The organism is Shewanella sp. Isolate11 (genome assembly GCF_022398315.1).
Taxonomy (GTDB): Bacteria; Pseudomonadota; Gammaproteobacteria; order Enterobacterales; family Shewanellaceae; genus Shewanella.
The window spans coordinates 363978-385810 of record NZ_JAKEVF010000002.1 but is presented as its reverse complement, the minus strand read 5'-3'; the positions used below and the strand labels follow the sequence as shown (position 1 = coordinate 385810).

At 42.0% G+C, this 21833-nt stretch carries 22 protein-coding genes and 3 tRNA genes; 15 read left to right on the top strand and 10 right to left on the bottom strand.

Annotation, left to right across the window (positions count from 1 at the left end):
- The first annotated feature begins 102 nt into the window (after positions 1 to 102).
- Entirely contained in the window at positions 103 to 1959 is a 1857-nt protein-coding gene (locus L1D21_RS06970; protein ID WP_239844515.1) for a cation:proton antiporter, read from the top strand.
- Positions 1960 to 2128: 169 nt separating this feature from the next.
- On the opposite strand, the gene L1D21_RS06965 is transcribed toward L1D21_RS06970, so the two are convergent.
- A complete protein-coding gene (locus tag L1D21_RS06965) occupies positions 2129 to 3184 on the bottom strand; it encodes an NAD(P)-dependent alcohol dehydrogenase (protein ID WP_239844514.1) in 1056 nt (351 codons plus the stop codon).
- Positions 3185 to 3421: 237 nt separating this feature from the next.
- Here L1D21_RS06965 and L1D21_RS06960 point away from each other — a divergent pair, with 237 nt between their 5' ends.
- Together L1D21_RS06960 and L1D21_RS16525 are read left to right on the top strand one after the other, a co-directional pair.
- Positions 3422 to 3817, top strand: coding sequence for an AraC family transcriptional regulator (locus L1D21_RS06960; protein WP_275658931.1), 396 nt, complete (start codon positions 3422 to 3424; stop codon positions 3815 to 3817).
- A 35-nt stretch (positions 3818 to 3852) separates the two neighbouring features.
- A complete protein-coding gene (locus tag L1D21_RS16525) occupies positions 3853 to 4302 on the top strand; it encodes a helix-turn-helix domain-containing protein (protein ID WP_275658930.1) in 450 nt (149 codons plus the stop codon).
- A gap of 66 nt (positions 4303 to 4368) precedes the next feature.
- Here the strand turns inward: L1D21_RS16525 and L1D21_RS06950 are convergent, their stop codons facing one another.
- From L1D21_RS06950 to L1D21_RS06940, 3 genes are all read right to left on the bottom strand, one after another.
- Positions 4369 to 5481: a PQQ-dependent sugar dehydrogenase gene (locus L1D21_RS06950; protein ID WP_239844513.1), complete on the bottom strand. Its 1113-nt coding sequence runs from the start codon at positions 5479 to 5481 to the stop codon at positions 4369 to 4371.
- An 81-nt stretch (positions 5482 to 5562) separates the two neighbouring features.
- Complete coding sequence (locus tag L1D21_RS06945) at positions 5563 to 6117, bottom strand: sugar O-acetyltransferase (RefSeq protein ID WP_239844512.1); 555 nt, start codon at positions 6115 to 6117, stop codon at positions 5563 to 5565.
- 511 nt (positions 6118 to 6628) lie between these two features.
- Positions 6629 to 7117 (bottom strand): hypothetical protein, encoded by a 489-nt coding sequence (locus L1D21_RS06940; RefSeq protein ID WP_239844511.1) that lies wholly within the window; start codon positions 7115 to 7117, stop codon positions 6629 to 6631.
- 261 nt (positions 7118 to 7378) lie between these two features.
- On the opposite strand from L1D21_RS06940, the gene ccoN reads away from it, so the two are divergent.
- The 11 genes from ccoN (at position 7379) to ttcA (ending at position 17300) form a co-directional block, all read left to right on the top strand.
- Positions 7379 to 8806 (top strand): cytochrome-c oxidase, cbb3-type subunit I, encoded by a 1428-nt coding sequence (gene ccoN, locus L1D21_RS06935; protein ID WP_239844510.1) that lies wholly within the window; start codon positions 7379 to 7381, stop codon positions 8804 to 8806.
- Between the two features lie 12 nt (positions 8807 to 8818).
- A complete protein-coding gene (ccoO, locus tag L1D21_RS06930; protein ID WP_239844509.1) occupies positions 8819 to 9424 on the top strand; it encodes a cytochrome-c oxidase, cbb3-type subunit II in 606 nt (201 codons plus the stop codon).
- 14 nt (positions 9425 to 9438) lie between these two features.
- A complete protein-coding gene (locus tag L1D21_RS06925; protein WP_239844508.1) occupies positions 9439 to 9606 on the top strand; it encodes a cbb3-type cytochrome c oxidase subunit 3 in 168 nt (55 codons plus the stop codon).
- A 2-nt stretch (positions 9607 to 9608) separates the two neighbouring features.
- Entirely contained in the window at positions 9609 to 10577 is a 969-nt protein-coding gene (gene ccoP / locus L1D21_RS06920; RefSeq protein WP_239844929.1) for a cytochrome-c oxidase, cbb3-type subunit III, read from the top strand.
- 108 nt (positions 10578 to 10685) lie between these two features.
- Entirely contained in the window at positions 10686 to 11165 is a 480-nt protein-coding gene (locus tag L1D21_RS06915; RefSeq protein ID WP_239844507.1) for a FixH family protein, read from the top strand.
- A 3-nt stretch (positions 11166 to 11168) separates the two neighbouring features.
- Positions 11169 to 13562 carry a heavy metal translocating P-type ATPase gene (locus L1D21_RS06910; RefSeq protein ID WP_239844506.1) on the top strand — a complete coding sequence of 798 codons (2394 nt, stop codon included), beginning with the start codon at positions 11169 to 11171 and terminating at the stop codon, positions 13560 to 13562.
- Positions 13559 to 13747 (top strand): cbb3-type cytochrome oxidase assembly protein CcoS, encoded by a 189-nt coding sequence (gene ccoS / locus L1D21_RS06905; RefSeq protein ID WP_239844505.1) that lies wholly within the window; start codon positions 13559 to 13561, stop codon positions 13745 to 13747. The genes L1D21_RS06910 and ccoS overlap by 4 nt, the downstream gene beginning before the upstream one ends.
- Complete coding sequence (locus L1D21_RS06900) at positions 13740 to 14432, top strand: sulfite exporter TauE/SafE family protein (RefSeq protein WP_239844504.1); 693 nt, start codon at positions 13740 to 13742, stop codon at positions 14430 to 14432. The genes ccoS and L1D21_RS06900 overlap by 8 nt, the downstream gene beginning before the upstream one ends.
- 55 nt (positions 14433 to 14487) lie before the next feature.
- Entirely contained in the window at positions 14488 to 15237 is a 750-nt protein-coding gene (etrA, locus tag L1D21_RS06895) for an electron transport transcriptional regulator EtrA (RefSeq protein WP_239844503.1), read from the top strand.
- A gap of 94 nt (positions 15238 to 15331) precedes the next feature.
- Positions 15332 to 16264, top strand: coding sequence for a universal stress protein UspE (gene uspE, locus L1D21_RS06890; protein ID WP_239844502.1), 933 nt, complete (start codon positions 15332 to 15334; stop codon positions 16262 to 16264).
- Between the two features lie 82 nt (positions 16265 to 16346).
- Positions 16347 to 17300, top strand: a complete 954-nt coding sequence (gene ttcA, locus L1D21_RS06885; RefSeq protein WP_239844501.1) for a tRNA 2-thiocytidine(32) synthetase TtcA — start codon at positions 16347 to 16349, stop codon at positions 17298 to 17300.
- Positions 17301 to 17367: 67 nt separating this feature from the next.
- Here the strand turns inward: ttcA and L1D21_RS06880 are convergent, their stop codons facing one another.
- Positions 17368 to 17988 carry a DUF2987 domain-containing protein gene (locus L1D21_RS06880; RefSeq protein WP_239844500.1) on the bottom strand — a complete coding sequence of 207 codons (621 nt, stop codon included), beginning with the start codon at positions 17986 to 17988 and terminating at the stop codon, positions 17368 to 17370.
- The gene (locus L1D21_RS06875) at positions 17981 to 18790 is read right to left on the bottom strand and encodes a glucosaminidase domain-containing protein (RefSeq protein WP_239844499.1); all 810 of its coding nucleotides are present in this window, start codon (positions 18788 to 18790) and stop codon (positions 17981 to 17983) included. Before L1D21_RS06875 ends, L1D21_RS06880 begins: the two co-directional genes overlap by 8 nt.
- A gap of 134 nt (positions 18791 to 18924) precedes the next feature.
- Here L1D21_RS06875 and yvcK point away from each other — a divergent pair, with 134 nt between their 5' ends.
- Complete coding sequence (gene yvcK, locus L1D21_RS06870) at positions 18925 to 19821, top strand: uridine diphosphate-N-acetylglucosamine-binding protein YvcK (protein WP_239844498.1); 897 nt, start codon at positions 18925 to 18927, stop codon at positions 19819 to 19821.
- A gap of 42 nt (positions 19822 to 19863) precedes the next feature.
- Here the strand turns inward: yvcK and L1D21_RS06865 are convergent, their stop codons facing one another.
- From L1D21_RS06865 to L1D21_RS06850, 4 genes are all read right to left on the bottom strand, one after another.
- Positions 19864 to 21057 carry an amino acid aminotransferase gene (locus L1D21_RS06865; protein WP_239844497.1) on the bottom strand — a complete coding sequence of 398 codons (1194 nt, stop codon included), beginning with the start codon at positions 21055 to 21057 and terminating at the stop codon, positions 19864 to 19866.
- A gap of 263 nt (positions 21058 to 21320) precedes the next feature.
- Positions 21321 to 21406: transfer RNA gene (locus L1D21_RS06860), tRNA-Leu, on the bottom strand.
- Between the two features lie 50 nt (positions 21407 to 21456).
- Positions 21457 to 21530: transfer RNA gene (locus L1D21_RS06855), tRNA-Cys, on the bottom strand.
- 34 nt (positions 21531 to 21564) lie between these two features.
- Positions 21565 to 21640: transfer RNA gene (locus L1D21_RS06850), tRNA-Gly, on the bottom strand.
- Positions 21641 to 21833: the final 193 nt, after the last annotated feature.

Genomic DNA, 21833 nt, shown 5'->3' with positions numbered 1-21833 from the left:
TACACCATTTTTTATTCATTAATACAGTCTATAGTTGTTATGTTTTTAATAAACATACTGATTATGAGCATTACTAGCTAGAGCTTTTTAGGAGCATGATGTATGACGGACTTTTTGTTGATTGCCTATATTTTCCTCATGGCAGGTGTTGTGGCAGTACCTCTTGCGACCAAATTGGGATTAGGCTCAGTACTCGGTTATTTACTGGCAGGGATCGTGATTAGTCCGTTACTCACACTGTTAAAAGTCGACGTGGAGTCTATTCAGCACTTTGCCGAATTTGGTGTGGTCATGATGTTGTTTATTGTTGGCCTAGAGCTAGAACCTAAAAAATTGTGGGCGATGCGAACCCAGCTGTTTGGACTCGGAGGCGGTCAAGTTGTTCTCACAACCCTTGCGATAATGGCACTAGGTATTCTACTAAACTTATCTTGGCAGATGGCACTTACTATCGGATTGATCCTCTCTATGTCCTCTACTGCCATTGTACTACAAACATTGTCAGAACGTGGTCTAATGAAATCTGATGGTGGACAAGCATCATTTTCGGTTTTGCTTACACAAGATATTGCCGTTATCCCCATGTTAGCTTTTATTCCTATGTTGGCAGCACCTGAGTTAACTCAAGCCGCGATGACAAATGTTATTTCTGATGATCAACATGCTAGCTTGAGTTTGGTTGCTGGACTCGAAACTTGGCAAGTAACATTAGTCACTTTAGGCGCTATCGCCTTAGTGGTTTTCGGTGGCGGCCACCTTACTTCGCCAATATTCCGATTTGTTGCACTAGCCAGATTAAGAGAGCTATTTACTGCCACCGCGTTATTTTTTGTTATTGGTATTGCTTTGATAATGTCATTAGTCGGTTTATCGCCCGCATTAGGAACCTTTCTTGCGGGTGTGGTGCTTGCCAACTCTCCCTATAAACATGAACTAGAAAGTAATATTGCTCCCTTTAAAGGCTTATTACTGGGATTATTCTTTATTACCGTGGGTGCAGGGATCAATTTCGGTTTATTAACCTCTAATTTTGCTTCAATTGTGGGATTAACCTTGGCACTTATTACCATTAAAACGCTGGTATTGTTGTTGCTAGGTTTAATTTTTCAGATTAAAGGTGCTGAAAAATGGTTAATGGCGATGGGATTGGCACAAGCGGGTGAATTTGGATTTGTATTAATCTCCTTTACCCTTGCTAATAATGTATTACCTGCCGAGTTGTCTGAGAGATTGTTATTGGTTGTCACCTTATCAATGCTGTTATCACCGCTGTTGTTTCTTATTTACCAACGCCTAATTGCGCCACGATATGTCAAAAGCGATGCTGATAGAGAATACGCTTATCCTGAACAAAGCGAGATCATCATTGCAGGTTCTGGCCGCGTAGGCGGTTTAGTCGATAGAATTCTCAAAATGGCAAACTATCATGCCACGGTTATCGATTATAACTATCAGCGACTCGATGCGTTAGCCAGCATTGGGTTACGTTATTTCTTTGGTGATGCGACTCGCCCCGATATCCTAAGTGCTGCAGGTATTGAGAATGCAAAACTGTTAATTGTGGCTATAGATAAGAAGGACTCAGCCACTCAGTTAGTTCGATATGTTACGCACTATTTCCCTCACGTTCACGTCGTCGCCCGAGCCGTCGACCGTCATCATGTTTATGACTTATATGCATCAGGTTGCCGTGACATTATTAGGGAAACCTATGACAGTAGCTTACGAATGGGACGCTCTGCTTTCGAAGCGTTAGGAATTGAAAGAGAACAAGCTGAACAGATGATTGATGTTTTCAATGCCAACGATAGACAATTGATGTATCGCATGGCTGATGTTTACGAAAGCGGCGTACCTTTCGAGGAAAATGATGCCTATAAAGCACGGTTACAGGAACTACTTGCAGAAAATGAGCCTCTAGTTAAACAAGCTATAGAAAAAATACGTCAAGGATCTTAGTCTATCCATCACTTAATTTAACAAAACCGATGTATGACTCATAATTGCTCATAAATTTGGACGTTCAGTTTGCAAGCTGAACGCCCAAATATTTAACAGGCCATCGGTAACCAATATTAATTAATAATTAACACAAGTATTCCTTGAGAACCATTAACTCATATTGAGATTATGCAGCGTCTAAAGTTAATGATGCCATATCAATTACGAAACGATAACGTACGTCAGATTTTTCCATACGCTCGAAAGCATGATTGATCTCATCCATACGGATCATTTCGCACTCAGGAAGGATATTCATGCGACCACAGAAATCCAGCATCTCTTGAGTTTCTTTGATACCGCCAATCAGCGAGCCGGCAATGCGGCGACGGCCTAAAATAAGCGGTGGCGTCATTGGCTCAGCCAGTGGACCTACTTGACCAACAAGTACCAAGGTACCGTCGATATTAAGCAGTGGTGTATAAGGGTTGAGATCATGCTTCACTGGCACAGTATCGATGATCAATTCGAAGCGATTCGCTGCTAAAGCCATGGCATCGGCATCTTCTGACACAAGAAACTCATGAGCGCCAAGGGCTAACGCATCGGCCTTTTTACTCTCTGAGCGGCTGATCACTGTGACTTCAGCACCTAAGCCAACGGCTAATTTTATCGCCATATGACCTAAACCACCCATACCAACCACCGCGATACGGCTAGCAGGACCTACATTCCAAGTTCTCAATGGTGAATAAGTCGTAATACCAGCACAAAGCAATGGTGCTACTTTGGCTAAATCCAAAGATTTTGGAACATTAAGCACAAACTCTTCACGTACGATCAGGTGTTTTGAGTAACCACCAAAAGTGATATCTCCATTGATACGGTCGGGAGAATTATAAGTTTGCGTCATACCTTCAAGGCAGAATTGTTCTTCGCCACTATGGCAGTGCTCACACTCTTGGCAGCTATCGACCATACAACCTACGGCAACATGGTCACCTACCTTAAATTTGGTCACGTTAGCACCAATCTCAGTGACACGGCCTACAATTTCATGGCCTGGCACATTCGGATATGCTGTCCATCCCCAGTCGTTACGTGCTGTATGTAGATCGCTATGACACACGCCACAATATAAAATCTCCATTGCTACATCGTTATCACGTAGTTCGCGACGTTCGAAGGTATATGGAACTAACTCAGAATGCTCATCGTGTGCACAATATCCTATGGTTTTCATATTCTATGTCTCCTAATCTGATAGCCCTATTTGAGGCATCAAATACATCGCTAGTTAAAAATAACTAAATCGCTAAGATTTAAATTTAACGATTAGTTTAGACTCAGTGCCAGACAGTGCATATCACAATCCTCCAAATGACTTGCCTATTTCTCTAAATTTAGAGAAACGAACAATCTAAATTTGTTATTTGAGATACAATCAACGATAGTCATTTTTTGATGTGAGATAATGTGAATGGTTGATGAACTTAATCAAGTAAGGCAGAGTATTGTAGATACTTTAATAAGACATACCACTGTGAATGGGGTGAACAGCACTAAAATACATCCGCTTCATCTGTTCAAAGCAACTGAACTCACAAGATGTGATGCAAACGTTTATAAACCCAGCTTAATCCTCACAGTGCAAGGTGCTAAAAGTTTATTTTTATACTGTGAAAATCAGTCATTTAATCAAGGAGAATGTTTAATTTCTTCAATCGATATACCCATCACTTCTAATATTACCAGCGCCAGCGAACATACACCTTATTTTAGCCTAGTTTTTGAATTGGATTTAGCCACAATTAGCAGCTTAATGGTTGAAATGGGCTTCAAAGTCAACGTGTCGATGTCGATATTCCTGCGGTAACTATAGATCAAGCGCCTTTAAGTTTGTTGGCCGCGATGAAGCGCATGACGGACTTGCTTGATAATCCAAAAGATATTGCAATTTTATACCCTTTGCTTGAACGTGAAATTACCTATCGACTGCTCACCAGCCCAATGGGAGCGAGATTAAGACACCTTTGCACATTGGACTCGTCAAGCAATAAAGTGATGCGTGCCATTCAGTATCTTAATGAACATTTTCAGCGTGTGATCAGAATTGAAACTCTGGCCAGTGAAGTCAGCATGAGTGTGTCATCATTGCATCAACATTTTAAAAATTTAACGACACTCAGCCCGCTGCAATTTCAAAAGCAATTAAGGCTGTTTGAGGCTCGACGGTTAATTATGCAAGGTATGGATATTTCTGCAGCAGCGTATCAAGTCGGTTATGAAAGTGCATCACAATTTACTCGGGATTATGGCCGAGCATTTGGCCTTTCCCCATCACAAGATAGAATGTCTTAATCACAAATAAAAAACTCTAACTGATTGGCTCAGTTAGAGTTACTAAATTTTTAGCGATAAATAGCGTTATTTGTTTTTTGTTACGCGGTAAATCGCACCAGCGAAATCATCAGAGATCAATAAGCTACCATCGGCAAGTTCAGCAAATGCCACGGGACGACCAAAAGTTTCCTCATTTTGCATAAAGCCCGTTATAAAAGGCGAGTATTTGATGATTTCTCCATCTTCTATAGTGGCTACGGCAACTTTATAACCCGCTTTTTTACTGCGATTCCAAGACCCATGTTCAGCAACAAAAAGTTGCTCTTGATAAGCCTTCGGAAATTGTTGTCCACGATAAAAGTGAATCCCTAAAGGTGCAACGTGAGCACCAAGTGATAGCGCGGGGGCAGTATAATCTTTCGTGTTTTTTCCCTTACCAAATTCTGGGTCTAAAATGGTGCCAGCATGAACATATGGAAAGCCGAAATGTTCACCTTGATAAGAGACCTTATTGATCTCACAGGGGGGAATATCATCGCCCATCATGTCTCGACCATTATCACTAAACCAAAAAGTATTGGTTTTTGGATGAAAATCAAAACCAACTGAATTACGTACCCCTTGAGCTATAGTGGTTAACTTTTTGGTTTTAAGATCTAACGAAAAGATTCGACCATAACGTTCATTTTCGGCGCATACATTACAGGGGACGCCAACAGGTATGATTAACTCCCCTGTCGGAGAGAAGCCAAGTACTTTCCAACCATGATGCGTGTCACTAGGAAATTTATCGAATACCACATCATATTGGGGGGTGTTTAAATTTTTATCGATATTTTTAAAGCGAATAATCCGTTCCACTTCTGAGACATACAGATTGCCATCTTTATACGCTACACCAGATGGCATGGTTAAACCTGACGCAATGACAATTTTTTCATCGGCGACACCATCGTTATCCTTGTCGATAAGCGCATAAACATTGCCTGCTCTAATAGAGCCCACATAGACAATTCCGGTATCTGAAATGGCTAATTCTCTTGCATTTTCGACATCATCTGCGAATAAACTTACATTGTAACCATCAGCCACGGTGAGTTTATCTAATATGTCTTTTGCCATCACGGGCGCGCTTAATATTGTAATGGTTAGCGCTTGAGCCACTAACGAAATTTTAGTGTTGAATAATTGAGTCATTTAACATCCCTTAGAGACAAAGTTCGCGACTAATTGTTATGAAGTTAATCGCCAAAATGGACAGAGTTAATGTGATAATCGCTATTCTACCGCTTTATGAGGTCTACATGGATTACCAAATGCTATTGTTTTTGCAGGAATATCTTTAGTCACCACACTACCGGCACCAACAACCGCCCCATCACCTATGGTGACACCGGGTAAAATAATGCAGCCGCCACCAATCCACACGTGACACCCAATAGTAATGGGCTCAGCCCAACCTATATGTTGATCCCGGGTTGCAGCATCTAACGGATGGTGTGCGGTATAAAGCTGAACATTAGGACCAATAAAAACGTGATCACCGATAGTTACAGGTGCGCAATCTAGCAGCGTAAAATTGAAATTAATAAACACATGACTGCCAATCATGGTGTTGATGCCGTAATCGATATTCATTGATTTTTCAATATGAACATCGTCACCAACTTTGGCAAAAATCTTATTTATTAAATGACGTTGATGACCACGATCACTCCGTGGGGTCTGATTATATTCTGCGGTTAAATCACGGATATGATCGCGGATCTCAATGAGTTCTGGATCATTAATACAATACCGCTCACCTGCTCGCATTTTACTCAGTGCATTCATCTTTATTACCTATTATCTAATAGCTTTTACCTAATAGCTTTTTTATAACGCTGATATTCAATAACTTATTTCGATAATGATGAATAGTTTAAGGCTTACTTAGTGATTCCCGGTCATCGTTTTATTGAATATCAATGATATTTATATTAAGCATTATCTGCTTAAGTTAGCAATGAGCATTGGGCTAAAAATCTATTCTCCATAGATACAAATAGTAACCAAAATCTATAATTGTTCTACAGTGTTTGTTCGTCGATAATTTCAGGGTTGAATGAACAGCAACAGGATATTCATATATTTGTAATTATTGTGGCGATTGCCGATGTTCTCACATGCACGATGTTTTAAACCTCTATGGCCTATTAATTAAGTCATCGACGGAATACAACGGAGATCGGAGCACACTTTAACTCAGAATTGTTGAGTTTTTTGTTGAGAACATCGATACATTTAATCAGCTTCGATTATCCTTGAGTGACGTTTGACGTTCAAAATTAATGTTAAAAGACGTTTAATTCGGATTGTCTGCTAAAAAGTCGAATATTACAGTTCGTGGTTGACCTTGATAAATAAAACTGACCAATAAACGCCAAACCATGTAGTTACTGCTGCATGAACCGTATACTGTAGTTGCCTGATAATGATTTTCTGAGGTTTGAGATAAATTTACTGGGATAATGCCCATAAACATATCTCTGCCTTCGATTCTGCCACTGAGGTTTTCAACAGGTTTTGAAAAATCTAAATCGATCTGTAATGGTTTTTCACTCGGCGTGTTTTCGGGCGAAATAGTGAGACTAATCAGTAGATCAGCAATAGTTTGTTTACATTCACTTTGTTTGAATTGGCATAAGCTGTCATCAATTTCAAACTGAGATTGACTCTCTAGTTTGCTGGTTACCTTTTGATTGGATTCTTGATTAAAGCAGCCACTCAATAAAAATAGACCTGAAATTAGCCAAAGTGAGCCTAGACGGCAGATAGTTGTTCGAGTTAGCACAAATTTCAACCTTTTCAATCATACTGTTTACATTCTGTATACGAACATTGATCTGGATCAATGTTCCGTGCCGCATAATTCCTATCTTTTTTGATATTGCTCAAGTATCATTGCGTCAGCTAACATTAATTAGCGTTAATGTCGGTTAACATATTGACACTATCGAGTTTGTTTCGTAGGAAACAGGCTTTCGCGTCACTTAACGGGTAAAGTATCACTTTACTCAACTAATAAGTATAAGTAATAAGCAGTGGAAGCAAAATGATGAACCATTCCCAGCCTCAAGGCGCTGATTACAATTACACCGTTGTCCGCCAGTTTGCATTAACCACAGTATTGTGGGGAATCGTCGGTATGTCGGTAGGTGTATTGATCGCGGCCCAGTTAATCTGGCCACACCTAAACTTCGAAACTCCATGGTTAACGTACAGCCGATTAAGACCGCTGCACACTAATGCCGTGATTTTCGCGTTCGGTACTTCAGCTCTTTTCGCAACATCCTATTACGTGGTACAGCGTACCTGTCAAACCCGCCTATTTGCACCTAAATTAGCTGCATTTACCTTCTGGGGTTGGCAAGCCATTATTTTATCAGCCGTTATCACTCTGCCTTTGGGTATTACCAGTGGTAAAGAATACGCTGAATTAGAATGGCCTATCGATATCGCTATCGCCGTAGTTTGGATCTCTTACGCCACGGTTTTCTTCGGTACAATTGTTAAACGAACCACTTCACACATTTATGTGGCTAACTGGTTCTTTGGTGCCTTCATTATTACCGTAGCGGTGCTACACATAGTTAACTCGATGGCAGTGCCAGTAAGCTTGTGGAAGTCTTACTCATTGTATGCAGGTGCTGTAGATGCCATGGTTCAATGGTGGTATGGCCATAACGCAGTAGGTTTCCTATTGACCGCGGGTTTCTTAGGTATGATGTACTACTTCGTCCCTAAGCAAGCAGGTCGTCCTGTTTATTCATACCGTCTATCCATTGTTCACTTCTGGGCACTGATTGCACTTTATATTTGGGCTGGTCCTCACCACTTACATTACACCGCTCTACCTGACTGGACTCAGTCATTAGGTATGGTGATGTCACTGATCCTATTTGCTCCATCTTGGGGTGGTATGATCAACGGTATTATGACTCTTTCAGGTGCTTGGCATAAGCTAAGAACTGACCCTATCCTTCGTTTCTTAGTGGTTTCATTGTCTTTCTACGGTATGTCTACCTTCGAAGGCCCAATGATGGCAATCAAAACGGTAAACGCACTTTCTCACTATACCGACTGGACTATTGGTCACGTTCATTCTGGTGCATTGGGCTGGGTAGCCATGGTTTCGATTGGTTCTCTATACCACTTAATCCCTTCAGTTTATGGTCACGGCCGTATGTACAGCACTAACCTGATTAATGTTCATTTCTGGTTAGCGACTATCGGTACTGTGCTTTATATCGTTTCAATGTGGATCTCTGGTGTGATGCAAGGTCTAATGTGGCGTGCAGTTAACTCTGACGGCACCTTGACTTACAGCTTCGTTGAGAGTTTAGAAGCCTCTTACCCATTCTACTTTGTCCGTTTCTTAGGTGGCTGTTTCTTCGTAACCGGTATGCTATTAATGGCGTACAACGTGTTCAAGACAGTAAAAGCACCAAAAGAATCTTTGCCAGCACTCGCTGAAGCATAAGGAGTAGATTTGATGAAATTTAATCATGAGATAGTTGAAAAAAACATCGGTCTGCTAGGGATCTTCACTGTTATCGCCATTAGCTTTGGTGGTTTAGTACAGATCACTCCCCTACTGTTCCAAAAAGACACGACTGAGCCTGTAGATGGTTTGCGTCCTTACACAGCTTTAGAGCTTGAAGGTCGTGATATCTATATCCGTGAAGGGTGTTATAACTGCCACAGCCAGATGATCCGTCCGCTACGAGCAGAGACTGAGCGTTATGGTCACTACTCTGTTGCTGGTGAATCGGTTTGGGATCACCCATTCCAGTGGGGCTCTAAGCGTACAGGCCCAGATCTTGCCCGAGTTGGTGGTCGTTATAGCGATAAGTGGCATGAAGTTCACTTGATCGATCCTCGCGCTGTAGTACCTCAATCAAATATGCCAGGTTTTCCTTGGCTGGCTGATAACGTGCTCGATGGCAAGTTGACAGCCAAAAAGATTGAAGTATTCCGTGGTTTTGGTGTGCCTTACACTCAGGAAGATGTCGACAATGCTCAAAAGGCTGTCGAAGGTAAAACTGAGCTAGAAGCGCTGATTGCATACCTACAATCGTTAGGTCACGCACTGAAATAATTGGAGGCAATTATATGGATTACGGAACAGTACAAGGGATAATCACCATTGTCGTTATGGTTACGTTTGTCGGTATTTTTGCATGGGCTTATAGCGGACGCCGCAAACATCAGTTTGATGAAGCCGCTAACCTTGTGTTCTCAGATGAAGAGAAACACAAGGACTCAGGAGAACATAAGTGATGATGAGTAGCTTCTGGAGTATTTGGATTACCGTACTCACAATTGTGGTAATCGCAGGATGTTTTATCCTTTTACGCCTTGTGTCTAAAAACAACACAGGTATTGATGAAGGCGAGTCGATGGGTCACAGCTTCGACGGTATCGAAGAGATCAATAATCCACTACCAAAATGGTGGAGCTATATGTTCTATTTGACTATCGTTTTCGGTGTCATCTACTTAGCCCTTTACCCAGGTCTTGGTAACTATAAAGGTTTACTTGGCTGGTCAAGCTCGAACCAAAGTATTGGTACTGAGCATGGCATTAAGGCTGACTCTGCTGCTGCAACTGAATTAGCAGAGAAAGAAGGTCGTTGGGTACAGTACGACAAAGAAGTCGAAAAAGCAGCGGCTAAATACAGCCCTATTTTTGAAGCTTATTTAGCGACTCCGCTAGAAGAGTTAGTAAAGAATGAAGAAGCCCTTAAAGTGGGTGGACGTCTATTCTTACAAAACTGTTCACAATGTCATGGTAGTGATGCTCGTGGTTCTAAAGGCTTCCCTAACCTAACTGATGATGCATGGTTATACGGTGGAGAGCTAGCGACCATCAAGACCACTATCATGAATGGTCGTCACGGTATGATGCCGCCAAAAGGTGGTTTACCTATCGAAGACAGCGAACTAAAAGGTCTAGCCGAATATGTGGTTAAGCTTTCGGGTCGTGAGCATGACGAGGCTTTAGCCGCTCAAGGTCAAGGTTCATTCATGAAAGGATGTTTTGCTTGTCACGGTATGGACGGTACAGGTAACAAATTCATGGGTGCCCCTAACCTAACCGATAGCGCTTGGTTATATGGTGGTAGTCGTGGAGTGATCATAGAAAGCATCAAAAACGGCCGTTCTGGTGTAATGCCAGCTTGGAAAGACGTTTTAGGTGAAGAGAAAGTTCACGTTATTTCTGCTTATGTATATAGCTTATCTCACCAGTAACTAGATGAGTAATATCAAGGCCTCGCATCGCTCGAGGCCTTTTTTTTTAGGTGCGATTTAGCCCAAGAAACGCTAAAATGCCGTCAACAAAAATTACAGGTAGTATCCATGAATCAACCGCAAGCTTGGTATAAACAATTTTGGCCTTGGTTTCTGATTATTTTGCCCTTGTCTGCCGTTATCGCTAGCATCAACTTGCTGATGATCTCTATAGATAATAAAGATTCGCTAGTCTCTGAAGATTATTACAAAGAAGGCAAAGCGATAAACATGGACTTGCGTAAAATCAAGCATGCGCGGCAGTTAGGACTTCAGTTCGAACTGCTAGTTAACGATTATGAGCTCACAATCACCCAACACGGTGGAGAGTCCTATCTCGCGGCTCTACGCGTGCACTTTTTTCATCCAACCATTCAAGCTCGTGACTTCGACCAAATCGCTACCGCCGATGGGGCGCAAATTTACCGACTAAAATTGGATGAACCGATAAAAGGTGCTTGGGAAGTCAGACTAGAAAGTTTTGATAATAGCTGGCGAATTCAAAAGCGCCTTGAGATAACAAGCAATAATAGTTATTGGCTAAATTAATTTATGAGCCAATCCCCTTGTTTTCATTGTGGCGAGCCAGTTACTACTGGCTTGCAATTTACCACTAGCATAGATAACTCTCCGCGGCCCATGTGCTGCCTTGGCTGTCAGGCCGTATCTCAGGCAATTATTGATGCAGGCTTAACCAATTATTATAAATACCGCACTCAGCCAGGAAATAAGCAAGCCGATTTAGTACCTGAAGAGCTAAGTCATTATTCGGCATATGATCTTAAAGAAGTACAACAAGACTTTGTTCATAATGAGCATGATGGCAAGAGTGTATCGCTAACCATTGAAGGCATCACCTGCGCCGCCTGTGCTTGGCTAATTGAACACAAATTAAAAAATGTCGCTGGTATCATTTCAATCCAAGTTAATACCACCACAGAAAGAGCCTTAGTGCAGTGGCAAGAAGAGCAGATTCAACTCAGCAAAATTCTGACGCTAATCAGCCAAATCGGTTACCAAGCAGCACCTTATCAGGTCGATGAGCAAGAGATTCAAAGCAAAGCCAACAGCCGAAAATTCCTTTTACGCCTGGGGCTAGCAGGCTTTGCCACTATGCAAGTGATGATGTTCGCCCTCGCCTTATATTCAGATTACTTCACCGATTTAGACATTGAATTTCGGGATTATTTTCGCTGGGTCAGCATGATTTTCGCCGCTCCAGTGGTGTTCTATTCTGCTCAGCCATTTTATTTCAGTGCCCTGCGCTCGATGCTGTCTGGCAGGTTGAATATGGATGTATCAGTTTCAATCGCCATCTGTGGTGCCTATATCGCCAGTTGCATCGCTACGGTCACAGGTCAAGGTGAAGTCTATTTCGAATCTGTCAGTATGTTCACTTTCTTCTTGTTACTTGGTCGCTATTTCGAGCAGAACGCAAGGCAGAAAGCCTCTATAAGTTCTAATAATCTGCATAAGTTAGTGCCTTTAACCGCCAATCTTGTTGATCTACATGGACAACAACATGAAGTGCCTGCTAAACAGCTTAAACTTGATGACATCATATTAGTTAAACCCGGCGAAGTGATTGCTGCCGATGGTGAAGTGCTCGAAGGCCATACCAGTGTCAATGAAGCCATGCTAACTGGCGAGCAGATGCCAGTAGCAAAAATATGTACCAGCCAAGTGTTTGCCGGCACCATCAATGTCGATCACCCCATTAAGGTCAAAGTGAGTGCCGTTGGCCAAGACCAGTTAGTCGCAGAGATTATTCGCCTTCAAGAAGCCGCTTCGAACAATAAGCCTAAAGTAGCGTTATATGTCGATCAAATATCCAACTACTTTACTTGGACCATATTAGTCGTTGCCTTAGTGACTTATCTTGTATGGAAAACCTATTGGCCAGAGGATGCCTTCTGGGTCACGTTATCGGTTTTGGTTGCCACTTGCCCTTGTGCCCTCGCCCTCGCAACGCCTACAGCGGTCACCTGTGCCACAGGGTTATTCACGCGAATTGGTGTGGTGGCTAGGAAAGCTGGCGTATTCGAAAAGTTACCTTTAATTAATCATGTGGTGTTCGATAAAACGGGCACCTTGACCTGTGGTTCATTAACCATTTCAGAGGTGAAGCTTTTCGCAGAGATGAATCAAGCTCAAGCTTTATCTACGGCTGCAGCACTAGAGGCGCACTCTTTGCATCCAATAGCAAAAGCCTTTGAAATATATCGCTCAGATTTAACCTGCATGAAGAATAAGAATATTGCCGGTATGGGCATTCAAGCAAATGTCGACGGTGTCGATTACTTTATTGGTAGCGCCGCGTTTATTGGCAAACAAATCAATGTGTCACTTGAAGAACAACAACAAGCGATCTATTTGAGTAATAAACAGCAACTATTAGCTCGATTTACCTTAGTAGACCGTATCAGGGAAGATGCAAAGCAGACTGTGGCTCAGCTTAAACAACTAGGTTGCCAGGTAAGTATTGCCAGTGGTGACAGCTCTATCCACGTCGATGACGTAGCTAAAGTGGTAGGAATCGACAAAGTACATAAATCTCTTAAACCACAAGATAAATTAGCATTAGTTCAAAGTTTGCAGCAGACGGATCAAGTGGCCATGTTTGGTGATGGAATTAATGACGCCCCTGTATTAGCCGGAGCTAATTTGTCGATTGCCATGGGTAGCGGCGCTGCGGTAACCAAAAACAGTGCCGACCTCATCTTGCTTGGCGATCAATTATCACGTTTTACCGATGCGGTGAAGATTGCTAAGCTATCAGGCAAAATCATCAAACAAAATTTAATCTGGGCCCTTGGTTACAACTTATTGATCATTCCCCTAGCCGTCACCGGACATGTGGTGCCTTATATTGCCGCCATTGGAATGTCAGCCAGTTCTCTCATCGTCGTAGCCAATAGTCTGCGCCTACTCAAGGTACGTATATGAGCATTATCTATGTGTTAATCCCTATCGCCATGCTGTTTGTATTAATTGCAGTAGGGATTTTTTTCTGGGCAGTAAAGTCTGAGCAATTTGATGACTTAGAAAGACATAGCGTATCGATTTTATTTGATGATGACGTCAAGCCTAATATAGATAAGTCAGTAAAAGAGCCTAAAGATCTTGATTGAGTTTACTATTACAGGTGCCTTTATTGTTGGTCTAATGGGCGCAGGCCACTGCATCGGTATGTGTGGCGGATTAGTCGGCGCATTTTCACAGCAACTATCAAATCAACCCAACCACAACATGCTGGCCTCTCAACTGAGTTTTATCTTCAGCTATAACTTAGGACGGGTATTAAGTTATACCCTTGCAGGAGCCCTTGTCGGGGGTTCAGCCAGCCTACTGAGTACTCTGTTTAGCTTAGACAGCTATTTGATAGCTGTGAGAGTGTTTGCAGGCTTAATGATGATTATCACTGGGCTGTATATCGCCCAAATATGGTCAGGCGTGGTTCAAGTTGAGCGTTTAGGAAAGTTACTCTGGCGTGCTATCGGTCCAATCGCAAAACGCTTGTTACCCATCAAAAACCTGAAACAATCCTTTATCGCTGGCTTGTTATGGGGCTGGTTGCCCTGTGGTTTAGTGTACAGCACATTAACCTGGGCTATCGCGGCCAATAACGCACAACAAGGGGCGCTGATCATGGCGGCTTTTGGACTTGGTACTCTACCCGCCTTAATTAGCGCCGGTGTCGCAGCACAGTTTTTTGCTAAATGGGTTTTGAAAAAACAAGTCCGTATGATCAGTGGCTTAATACTCGTCATTTTTGGCTTACAAACCCTGTATATCGCATTTGGTCAGCTTAGCTAGCCCAGACTATTAAATTAGTTTACCATTAGGTTAATCGCTAAATTTGAGAGAGATTATGACAGACAACATTAAAAGTCGTCGTTCGGGTTTACCTGGATGCGCCATTCATTGTCATGACTGTAGTATGGGAACCTTATGTATCCCTTTCACCTTAAATAACAATGAACTTGATCAACTCGATGAGATCATTGAGCGAAAAAAACCTATCCAAAAGGGCGAACAGATTTTTAAATCTGGAGACGGCTTAAAGTCCCTTTTTGCTATCCGCTCTGGCACCATTAAAAGTTATACCATTACTGAGCAAGGAGATGAGCAAATCACTGGTTTCCATCTGGCTGGTGATGTCATTGGTTTCGATGGGATCAATAAGCAAATCCACCAAAGCTTTGCTCAAGCACTTGAGACTTCAATGGTATGTGAAATACCTTTCGATACCTTAGATGAACTGTCAGGTAGCATGCCCAAACTTCGTCAGCAGATCATGCGTTTAATGAGCAATGAGATCCAAAGCGATCAAGAAATGATCCTGCTGTTAAGCAAAAAAAATGCTGAAGAACGTTTAGCGGCATTTATCAGTAATCTTGCCAATCGTTTCGGTAACCGTGGTTTCTCACCTAAAGAGTTTCGTTTAACTATGACGCGTGGCGATATTGGTAATTATCTTGGTTTAACCGTCGAAACGATTAGCCGATTATTAGGCCGCTTCCAAAAGGCTGAGTTAATCGAAGTTAAAGGTAAATACATCACAATCGTTGATTTTGACTCATTGAATAAACTGGCTGGAAACAATAACATCGGTCGATAAATTGACATTTTAATGAGTTAAATTGATCTAAAGCAAGGCTTTTTATTAGATTTAGCTCATTATTAAAGTACCACGCAAAAGTAAGGAATTATCTATGAAAGATTATCATAAAATTCTTGTTGTAGTGGATCCAACCAAGGACAACCAACCTGCCCTCGCAAGAGCCATTGAACTCGCTTCGAAGAACCACGCCAGCATTACTGTATTCCTCTCCATATTCGATTTCTCCTACGAGATGACTTCCATTTTATCCGGCAATGAACGTGAGGCCATGCGCCAAGGTGTGATTGCTCAACGCAAAGCCTGGTTAGCGGATATCTTAAGTCATTATGACAGTCATGGAGTAAACATAGAAAGTGAAGTTGTGTGGCATAACCGTCCCTTTGAAAGCATTATCTTGCATGCTATGGATGGCGGCTATGATCTGATCGTTAAAGGAACACATCAACATGATAAGCTCAAGTCGGTTATATTCACCCCAACCGATTGGCACTTGATGCGTAAGGCGCCAGTACCTGTACTGCTGGTAAAAGATCATGATTGGCCTGTTGCTGGTAAAATTCTCTGTGCTATTAATGTGGCTTCTGAAGTTGAAGAGCATCAATCAATTAATGGCAAAATCATTGAGCATGCATTAGATTTAGCCAAGAAGTTTGACGCGCAGGTTCATTTAGTCAATGGCTATCCCGGTACACCGGTTAATTTAGCTATCGAGTTACCTGACTTCGATGCCCATACCTACAGCGAAACGATACGTATGCAGCATGAACAGCGAGTCTGTTATCTTGCTAATAGCTACGGTATTTCTAGTGACTTCTGCCATGTCAAAGAAGGCCTACCTGAAGATGTTATCCCTGAGTTAGCACTTAAATTAGATGCCGAATTAGTTATCTTAGGCACTGTAGGACGTACCGGCTTTTCAGCGGCCTTAATAGGTAATACTGCCGAGCATGTTATTGATAGCATTGACTGTGATCTGTTGACTATTAAGCCTGACGGTTATCATTCACCTCTTGAGTCAGAGTGATAGTCGGTATTGCTTCTTCTTAGGTCTAATTTTTTATATACTACGCGCCCAGAATTTTACGATACTAGGCGCGTTTTTTATTATGTCTGAAGAAACACTTTCGAAAAAACAGTTAACTCGGCTGAATAAGCTGCAAAAGCGATTACGACGTGAAGTCGGAAGTGCTATCGCCGACTACAACATGATTGAAGAGGGTGATACCGTCATGTGTTGTCTGTCTGGTGGGAAGGACAGTTACGCCATGCTGGATATCCTAGTTAACTTACAACAACGTGCGCCGATCCAGTTTAATCTGGTTGCGGTAAACTTAGATCAGAAACAACCCGGTTTCCCTGAAGATATCTTGCCAGCCTATTTAGACACTTTAAATGTGCCTTACCATATCCTCGAGAAAGACACTTATTCTATCGTAAAAGATAAGATCCCTGAGGGTAAGACAACTTGCTCGCTTTGCAGCCGTCTTCGCCGTGGTACTTTATATGGTTTCGCACAAAAAATTGGTGCTACGAAAATTGCTTTAGGTCATCACAGAGATGACATTATAGAAACCATGTTCCTCAACATGTTCTTTGCTGGCAAATTGAAAGCGATGCCGCCTAAACTCTTGTCTGATGATGGGGCCAACGTGGTGATCCGTCCCCTCGCCTACAGTCGTGAAAAAGACATTGCCGAATATGCTCAGCTTAAAGCTTTTCCTATTATTCCTTGTAACCTTTGCGGCTCCCAAGAAAACCTTAAGCGCGCCGCAGTAAAAGACATGCTTAAAGGCTGGGACAAACAGTTTCCAGGGCGAATTGAGACTATTTTCACAGCGATGCAAAATACCAGTCCATCACAGGGTGTCGACAGAGCGCAATTCGATTTCGTTTCACTAAAGCAAGATCCGAATGCGCCAATGAAAGGAGATGTCGCTGAATCAGACTTGCCCGCTTTTGATTTTCTCGATATCGCCAACAGCGGTCATATCGATCTCGATGAGGCCAAGCGCCGTTCACAAGGTGCCAGTATTGAGGTGGTGAGTTCTTATACACCCTAATCATAAGGCGAAAAAACGTCCTGAATAGTAAAAAGCCCTCAACTGAGGGCTTTTTATTTGCTATGAATTACGGTTTTATCCACGGGCTAACGACAATTGGCTGTACACTAAACTTGAGTTCAGATAGCAGTTCAATCTGATCAGATGACAAACTAAACTGGTGATTTGTCTGCTGCTGTTTACCATCGATAATCACACTGGCGCTGTCTTCAAATTGGAAGCTAATTCCGTCAATATCTGCGCTAAAATAGCGCATCGGAAACCCCTGTAATTTATTAAGTAAGTTATTCATATCAGCTTTTAAGGCGATCAGCTCCGCCTGCTGATATATTTGTTGCGTTTGTTTAGCTCGAATCTGCATTGCGATACCGCACTGCTGCGCATCATCTTGCATCTGTAAATTAATCAGCGCTCGCTCTGACTTAAGTGTGTCGTCAAAAGGAATGAAAATTCGTTGCTGTTCGGTGATCACTAACGGAAAACGTTCTTTCTCAGTACTAATATAACCAGTTTCAATCAAGCAACCGTTCTGCTTAGGCACAGAAAAAGCGATATCAACCAGAGGAAAATGACCCGCATTTAAAGTTTTAAGACGGGCATAGAATCCCTGGTACTCGAGCGAGATTGGAGCCGCCGTTGTGATAAAGCTACTACCTAACAATAAAACTGCAATGATCACTCTATGCATTAGTAGCAACCAAGAACTGATCATTATGGCGCAACATTTCGAGTAACTCTTCGACATAAGCCCCTTGGCGCTCTGAGTAATTCATCAATCCGTATACCAGTTTATTGGCTGTTATCGGCTTTTCTTGCGCACGTAGATCGGCACGGATCGCTCTGAGCACTGCATAAGCCCCATTTGAGTTGAGGTTTTTCATATATGAACCGACAGATTCATCGACACTTTTGAATACAGCAACCTCGTGGTTTGCTCCTGCATTACGTGATTGAGGAACCAAGCCACAGCCTTTTTTAAAGCACCACTGCCCGAAGAAATTGAGTCCCTCACGAGCAAATCGACTACTCCCCCAGCCGGTTTCATTCGCCGCTTGAATAAGCACTAAATTTTCAGGAACAATATCGACTCTAACTATTAATTCATCAAGAGCCTCAGCGGTAACCGTACGCATAGAAAATTGATATTTACTGGCAAGCTCAAGAATACGGAACTCTTCGGCTTGTGATAATGACTGGTCATCTTGCATGTGTTGTTGTGAATCAAGCAAAAACTTACGCTCATCAGCAATAATGGCGTTGTGGTGCGAAATTGCAGGTCTTAGGTAATCAAAAAATGCACGTTTTTTTTCTGCCACATCTGCAATGGCAGAGAAATCTGGAATAATACTATTATTAGTTGGATTCTTGACCAGTTTACCCTTAGTGGAACTGTCATCGTCATGATCAATGACGAATAATGTTAACGTTAATAACGCCACAACGACAATTGTTAACGACAATATCACATTGTTTATTCTACCTGTTTTCAAATCAACGTCTCTCTTCAACTAGTAAGCCGGCGATTATAAGGTATATCTGCTGTTTAACAAAATTACTAGGCGGAAATGTGATATTGGATATAATAGACACTGTTTATGATGGGGCTTCAGGAAGGAATACCCGAATGCAGGATTATGCTCTAAATCAATTCACGAACGTTGTAGCTATAGGCGGAGGCCATGGACTTGGCCGAGTACTATCATCGTTATCATTTTTAGGCTCCAAACTTACAGGTATCGTTGCCACAACAGATAATGGTGGTTCAACGGGGCGTTTACGACAAGAACAAGATTGTATTGCCTGGGGCGATCTACGTAACTGTTTATCGCAACTAGCTAGTCGCCCTTCTGTGGGTTCGATGTTATTTGAATATCGGTTTGGCGGTAATAGTGAATTAAGTCAACACAATTTGGGTAACCTTATTCTACTTGCACTTGATGAGTTATGTGTCCGTCCATTAGAAGCCGTCAACTTGATACGCAACATGTTGAGTATAGAAACTCAATTGATCCCCATGTCTGAGCAACCCACGCATTTAGTCGCAATTCAGTCTTGTGGAAGTCGGATTTTAGGTGAAGTAGAAGTCGATGAAATGACGGAAGATCCTATCGCCTTGTCTCTTGAGCCTATGGTTGAAGCAACTCAAGAAGCTTATATAGCCATCGAAAATGCCGATCTGATCATCTTAGGTCCTGGTAGTTTTCTCACCAGCATCATGCCGCCTTTGTTGTTACCTAAAATCAGTGAGGCAATTTCACAAAGTAACGCCAAAATAGTATTAATTGAAAACCTGACAGAAGAACCTTCTGCAGCGGCTAACTTCAGTTTAGAAAAGCGCCTAGAATGGTTTAAACAAGTGCTGGGAAATAAAGCGGTAGATCATGTTTTATGTGATGGAGAAAGCTATTCCACTCACGGTCACATCACTCATTACCCTTTGCGTAGTCGACATCATATCGCCCTACACGACCGTAAAGGGTTAATTGAAGCCCTATCATTGGTTGCTAGGCGTGAATTATAAAAATCCCATCTAAAAGATGGGATTTTTATTGTAAACCTAATTTTAGATCACTTGAGCGATAGCTTTACAAATCGTTGGCATATTGTCTGGTGTCATGCCCGCCACGCTGATGCGACCAGAACCTACAATATAAATACCAAACTCTTCACGTAAACGGTTAACTTGCTCTTTATTTAAGCCAGAGAAACTAAACATACCGTTTTGGCTTGAAATGAAGCTAAAGTCTTGGGTAACGCCTTCGGCAACTAGAGATTCAACAAATAACACGCGCATTTGAGCAATACGCTCTCTCATCTGCTGTAATTCACTTTCCCACAATTGTCTTAACTCTGTATCAGATAAAATTGTAGACACAATTAAGGCACCATGTGCAGGTGGATTAGAGTAGTTACAGCGGATAGTACTTTTAACTTGGCTGAAAGCCGTTTCCGCTGTTGTTTTATCTGCCGCTACGATGGTTACTGCACCGATCCGCTCATTATAAAGGCCAAAGTTTTTAGAAAATGAATTTGCAATAATAAGTTCCGGAACCACATTAGCCACAGCACGAAGGCCTTGAGCATCTTCCTCTACTCCGCTACCAAAACCTTGATATGCGAAATCAAATAGCGGAACCAATTGTTTATCTAAACAAAGCTGCGCGATGCTATCCCATTGACTTGGGTCAAGGTCGATACCTGTTGGATTATGACAGCAGCCGTGTAATAACACTAAGTCGCCGGCTTCTGCTTGGTTTAAGTCAGCAACCATAGCATCGAAATCCATACCATGAGTTGCAGCATCATAATAACGGTAAAATTTAACCTCAAGGCCGGCGGAGTTAAAGATGTTGTTATGATTTGCCCAAGTAGGGTTACTCACCCAAATGGTTTTAGAACCGGTATTACGTACCACAAATTCTGCTGCAACTCGTAATGAGCCAGTACCACCCGGTGCTTGGGCGGTTACGGCACGTTGCTGGGTAATAATTTTATGCTGTGTACCGAACAATAAGCTTTGTACTGCTTGGTTATAAGCTTGAACGCCATCAATACCTAGGTAGCTTTTACTTTTTTCGCTCTCAAGCAGTTTTTGCTCTGCTAATTTAACCGATTTTAGAATGGGCGTTGCGCCAGAATCATCCTTATATATCCCCACTCCTAAATTCACTTTATTTGGACGAGGATCGGCTTTAAATGCATCAGTAAGGCCAAGAATAGGATCTGCGGGTGCCAGTTCTACCTGGTTAAATATCATGATGGTATTCCTAATTAGAGTTAATGTGGGCCTTTTCGCTAGTTATACCACTGTAAATCCCCGCTTCATAGTGGATTTTAGTCATCTATATTAATTTTCAAGATTGATGAGATTTATCGCAAATTTTTCGCATTTAAATCGATACTCAATAATTTAAACGCTAAATTAATACAGAATATGAAACCAGTATTGACAATTTATATCCGAAGTTTTGAAAACAAAAAAGCCTCAACAAATGTTGAGGCTTTTTTGTCATCTAATGATGGTACCCGAGGCCAGACTTGAACTGGCACGCTTATTCAGCGAGGGATTTTAAATCCCTTGTGTCTACCGATTCCACCACTCGGGCAAAGTGTGTTTTAGCGTTAATTTCAAATGAACCAACATTAAAACTTAAAGTGGAGGCGCGACCCGGAGTCGAACCGAGATCGACGGATTTGCAATCCGCAGCATAGCCATTCTGCCATCGCGCCGAATTTCGAAGGCCTTAAGGTCAATCTGCGAGATTGGAGCGACATATCGGGTTCGAACCGATGACCTATACCTTGGCAAGGTATCGCTCTACCAACTGAGCTAATGTCGCTTAAATTCTCATACAAACTTAATGTCTTCAATACAGCCACACAAACATAAAGCTTTGCTTGACTGCGGAATGGCATTCTACCGATTTACGTTAAAGAGTCAACGCTATTTTTAGCATTAATTGTGGTTAATTAACTGTTTGCTGCAATATTCACCTTTCTGGCTTTTTGTTAATCAACAGCGCAAGAGAAACA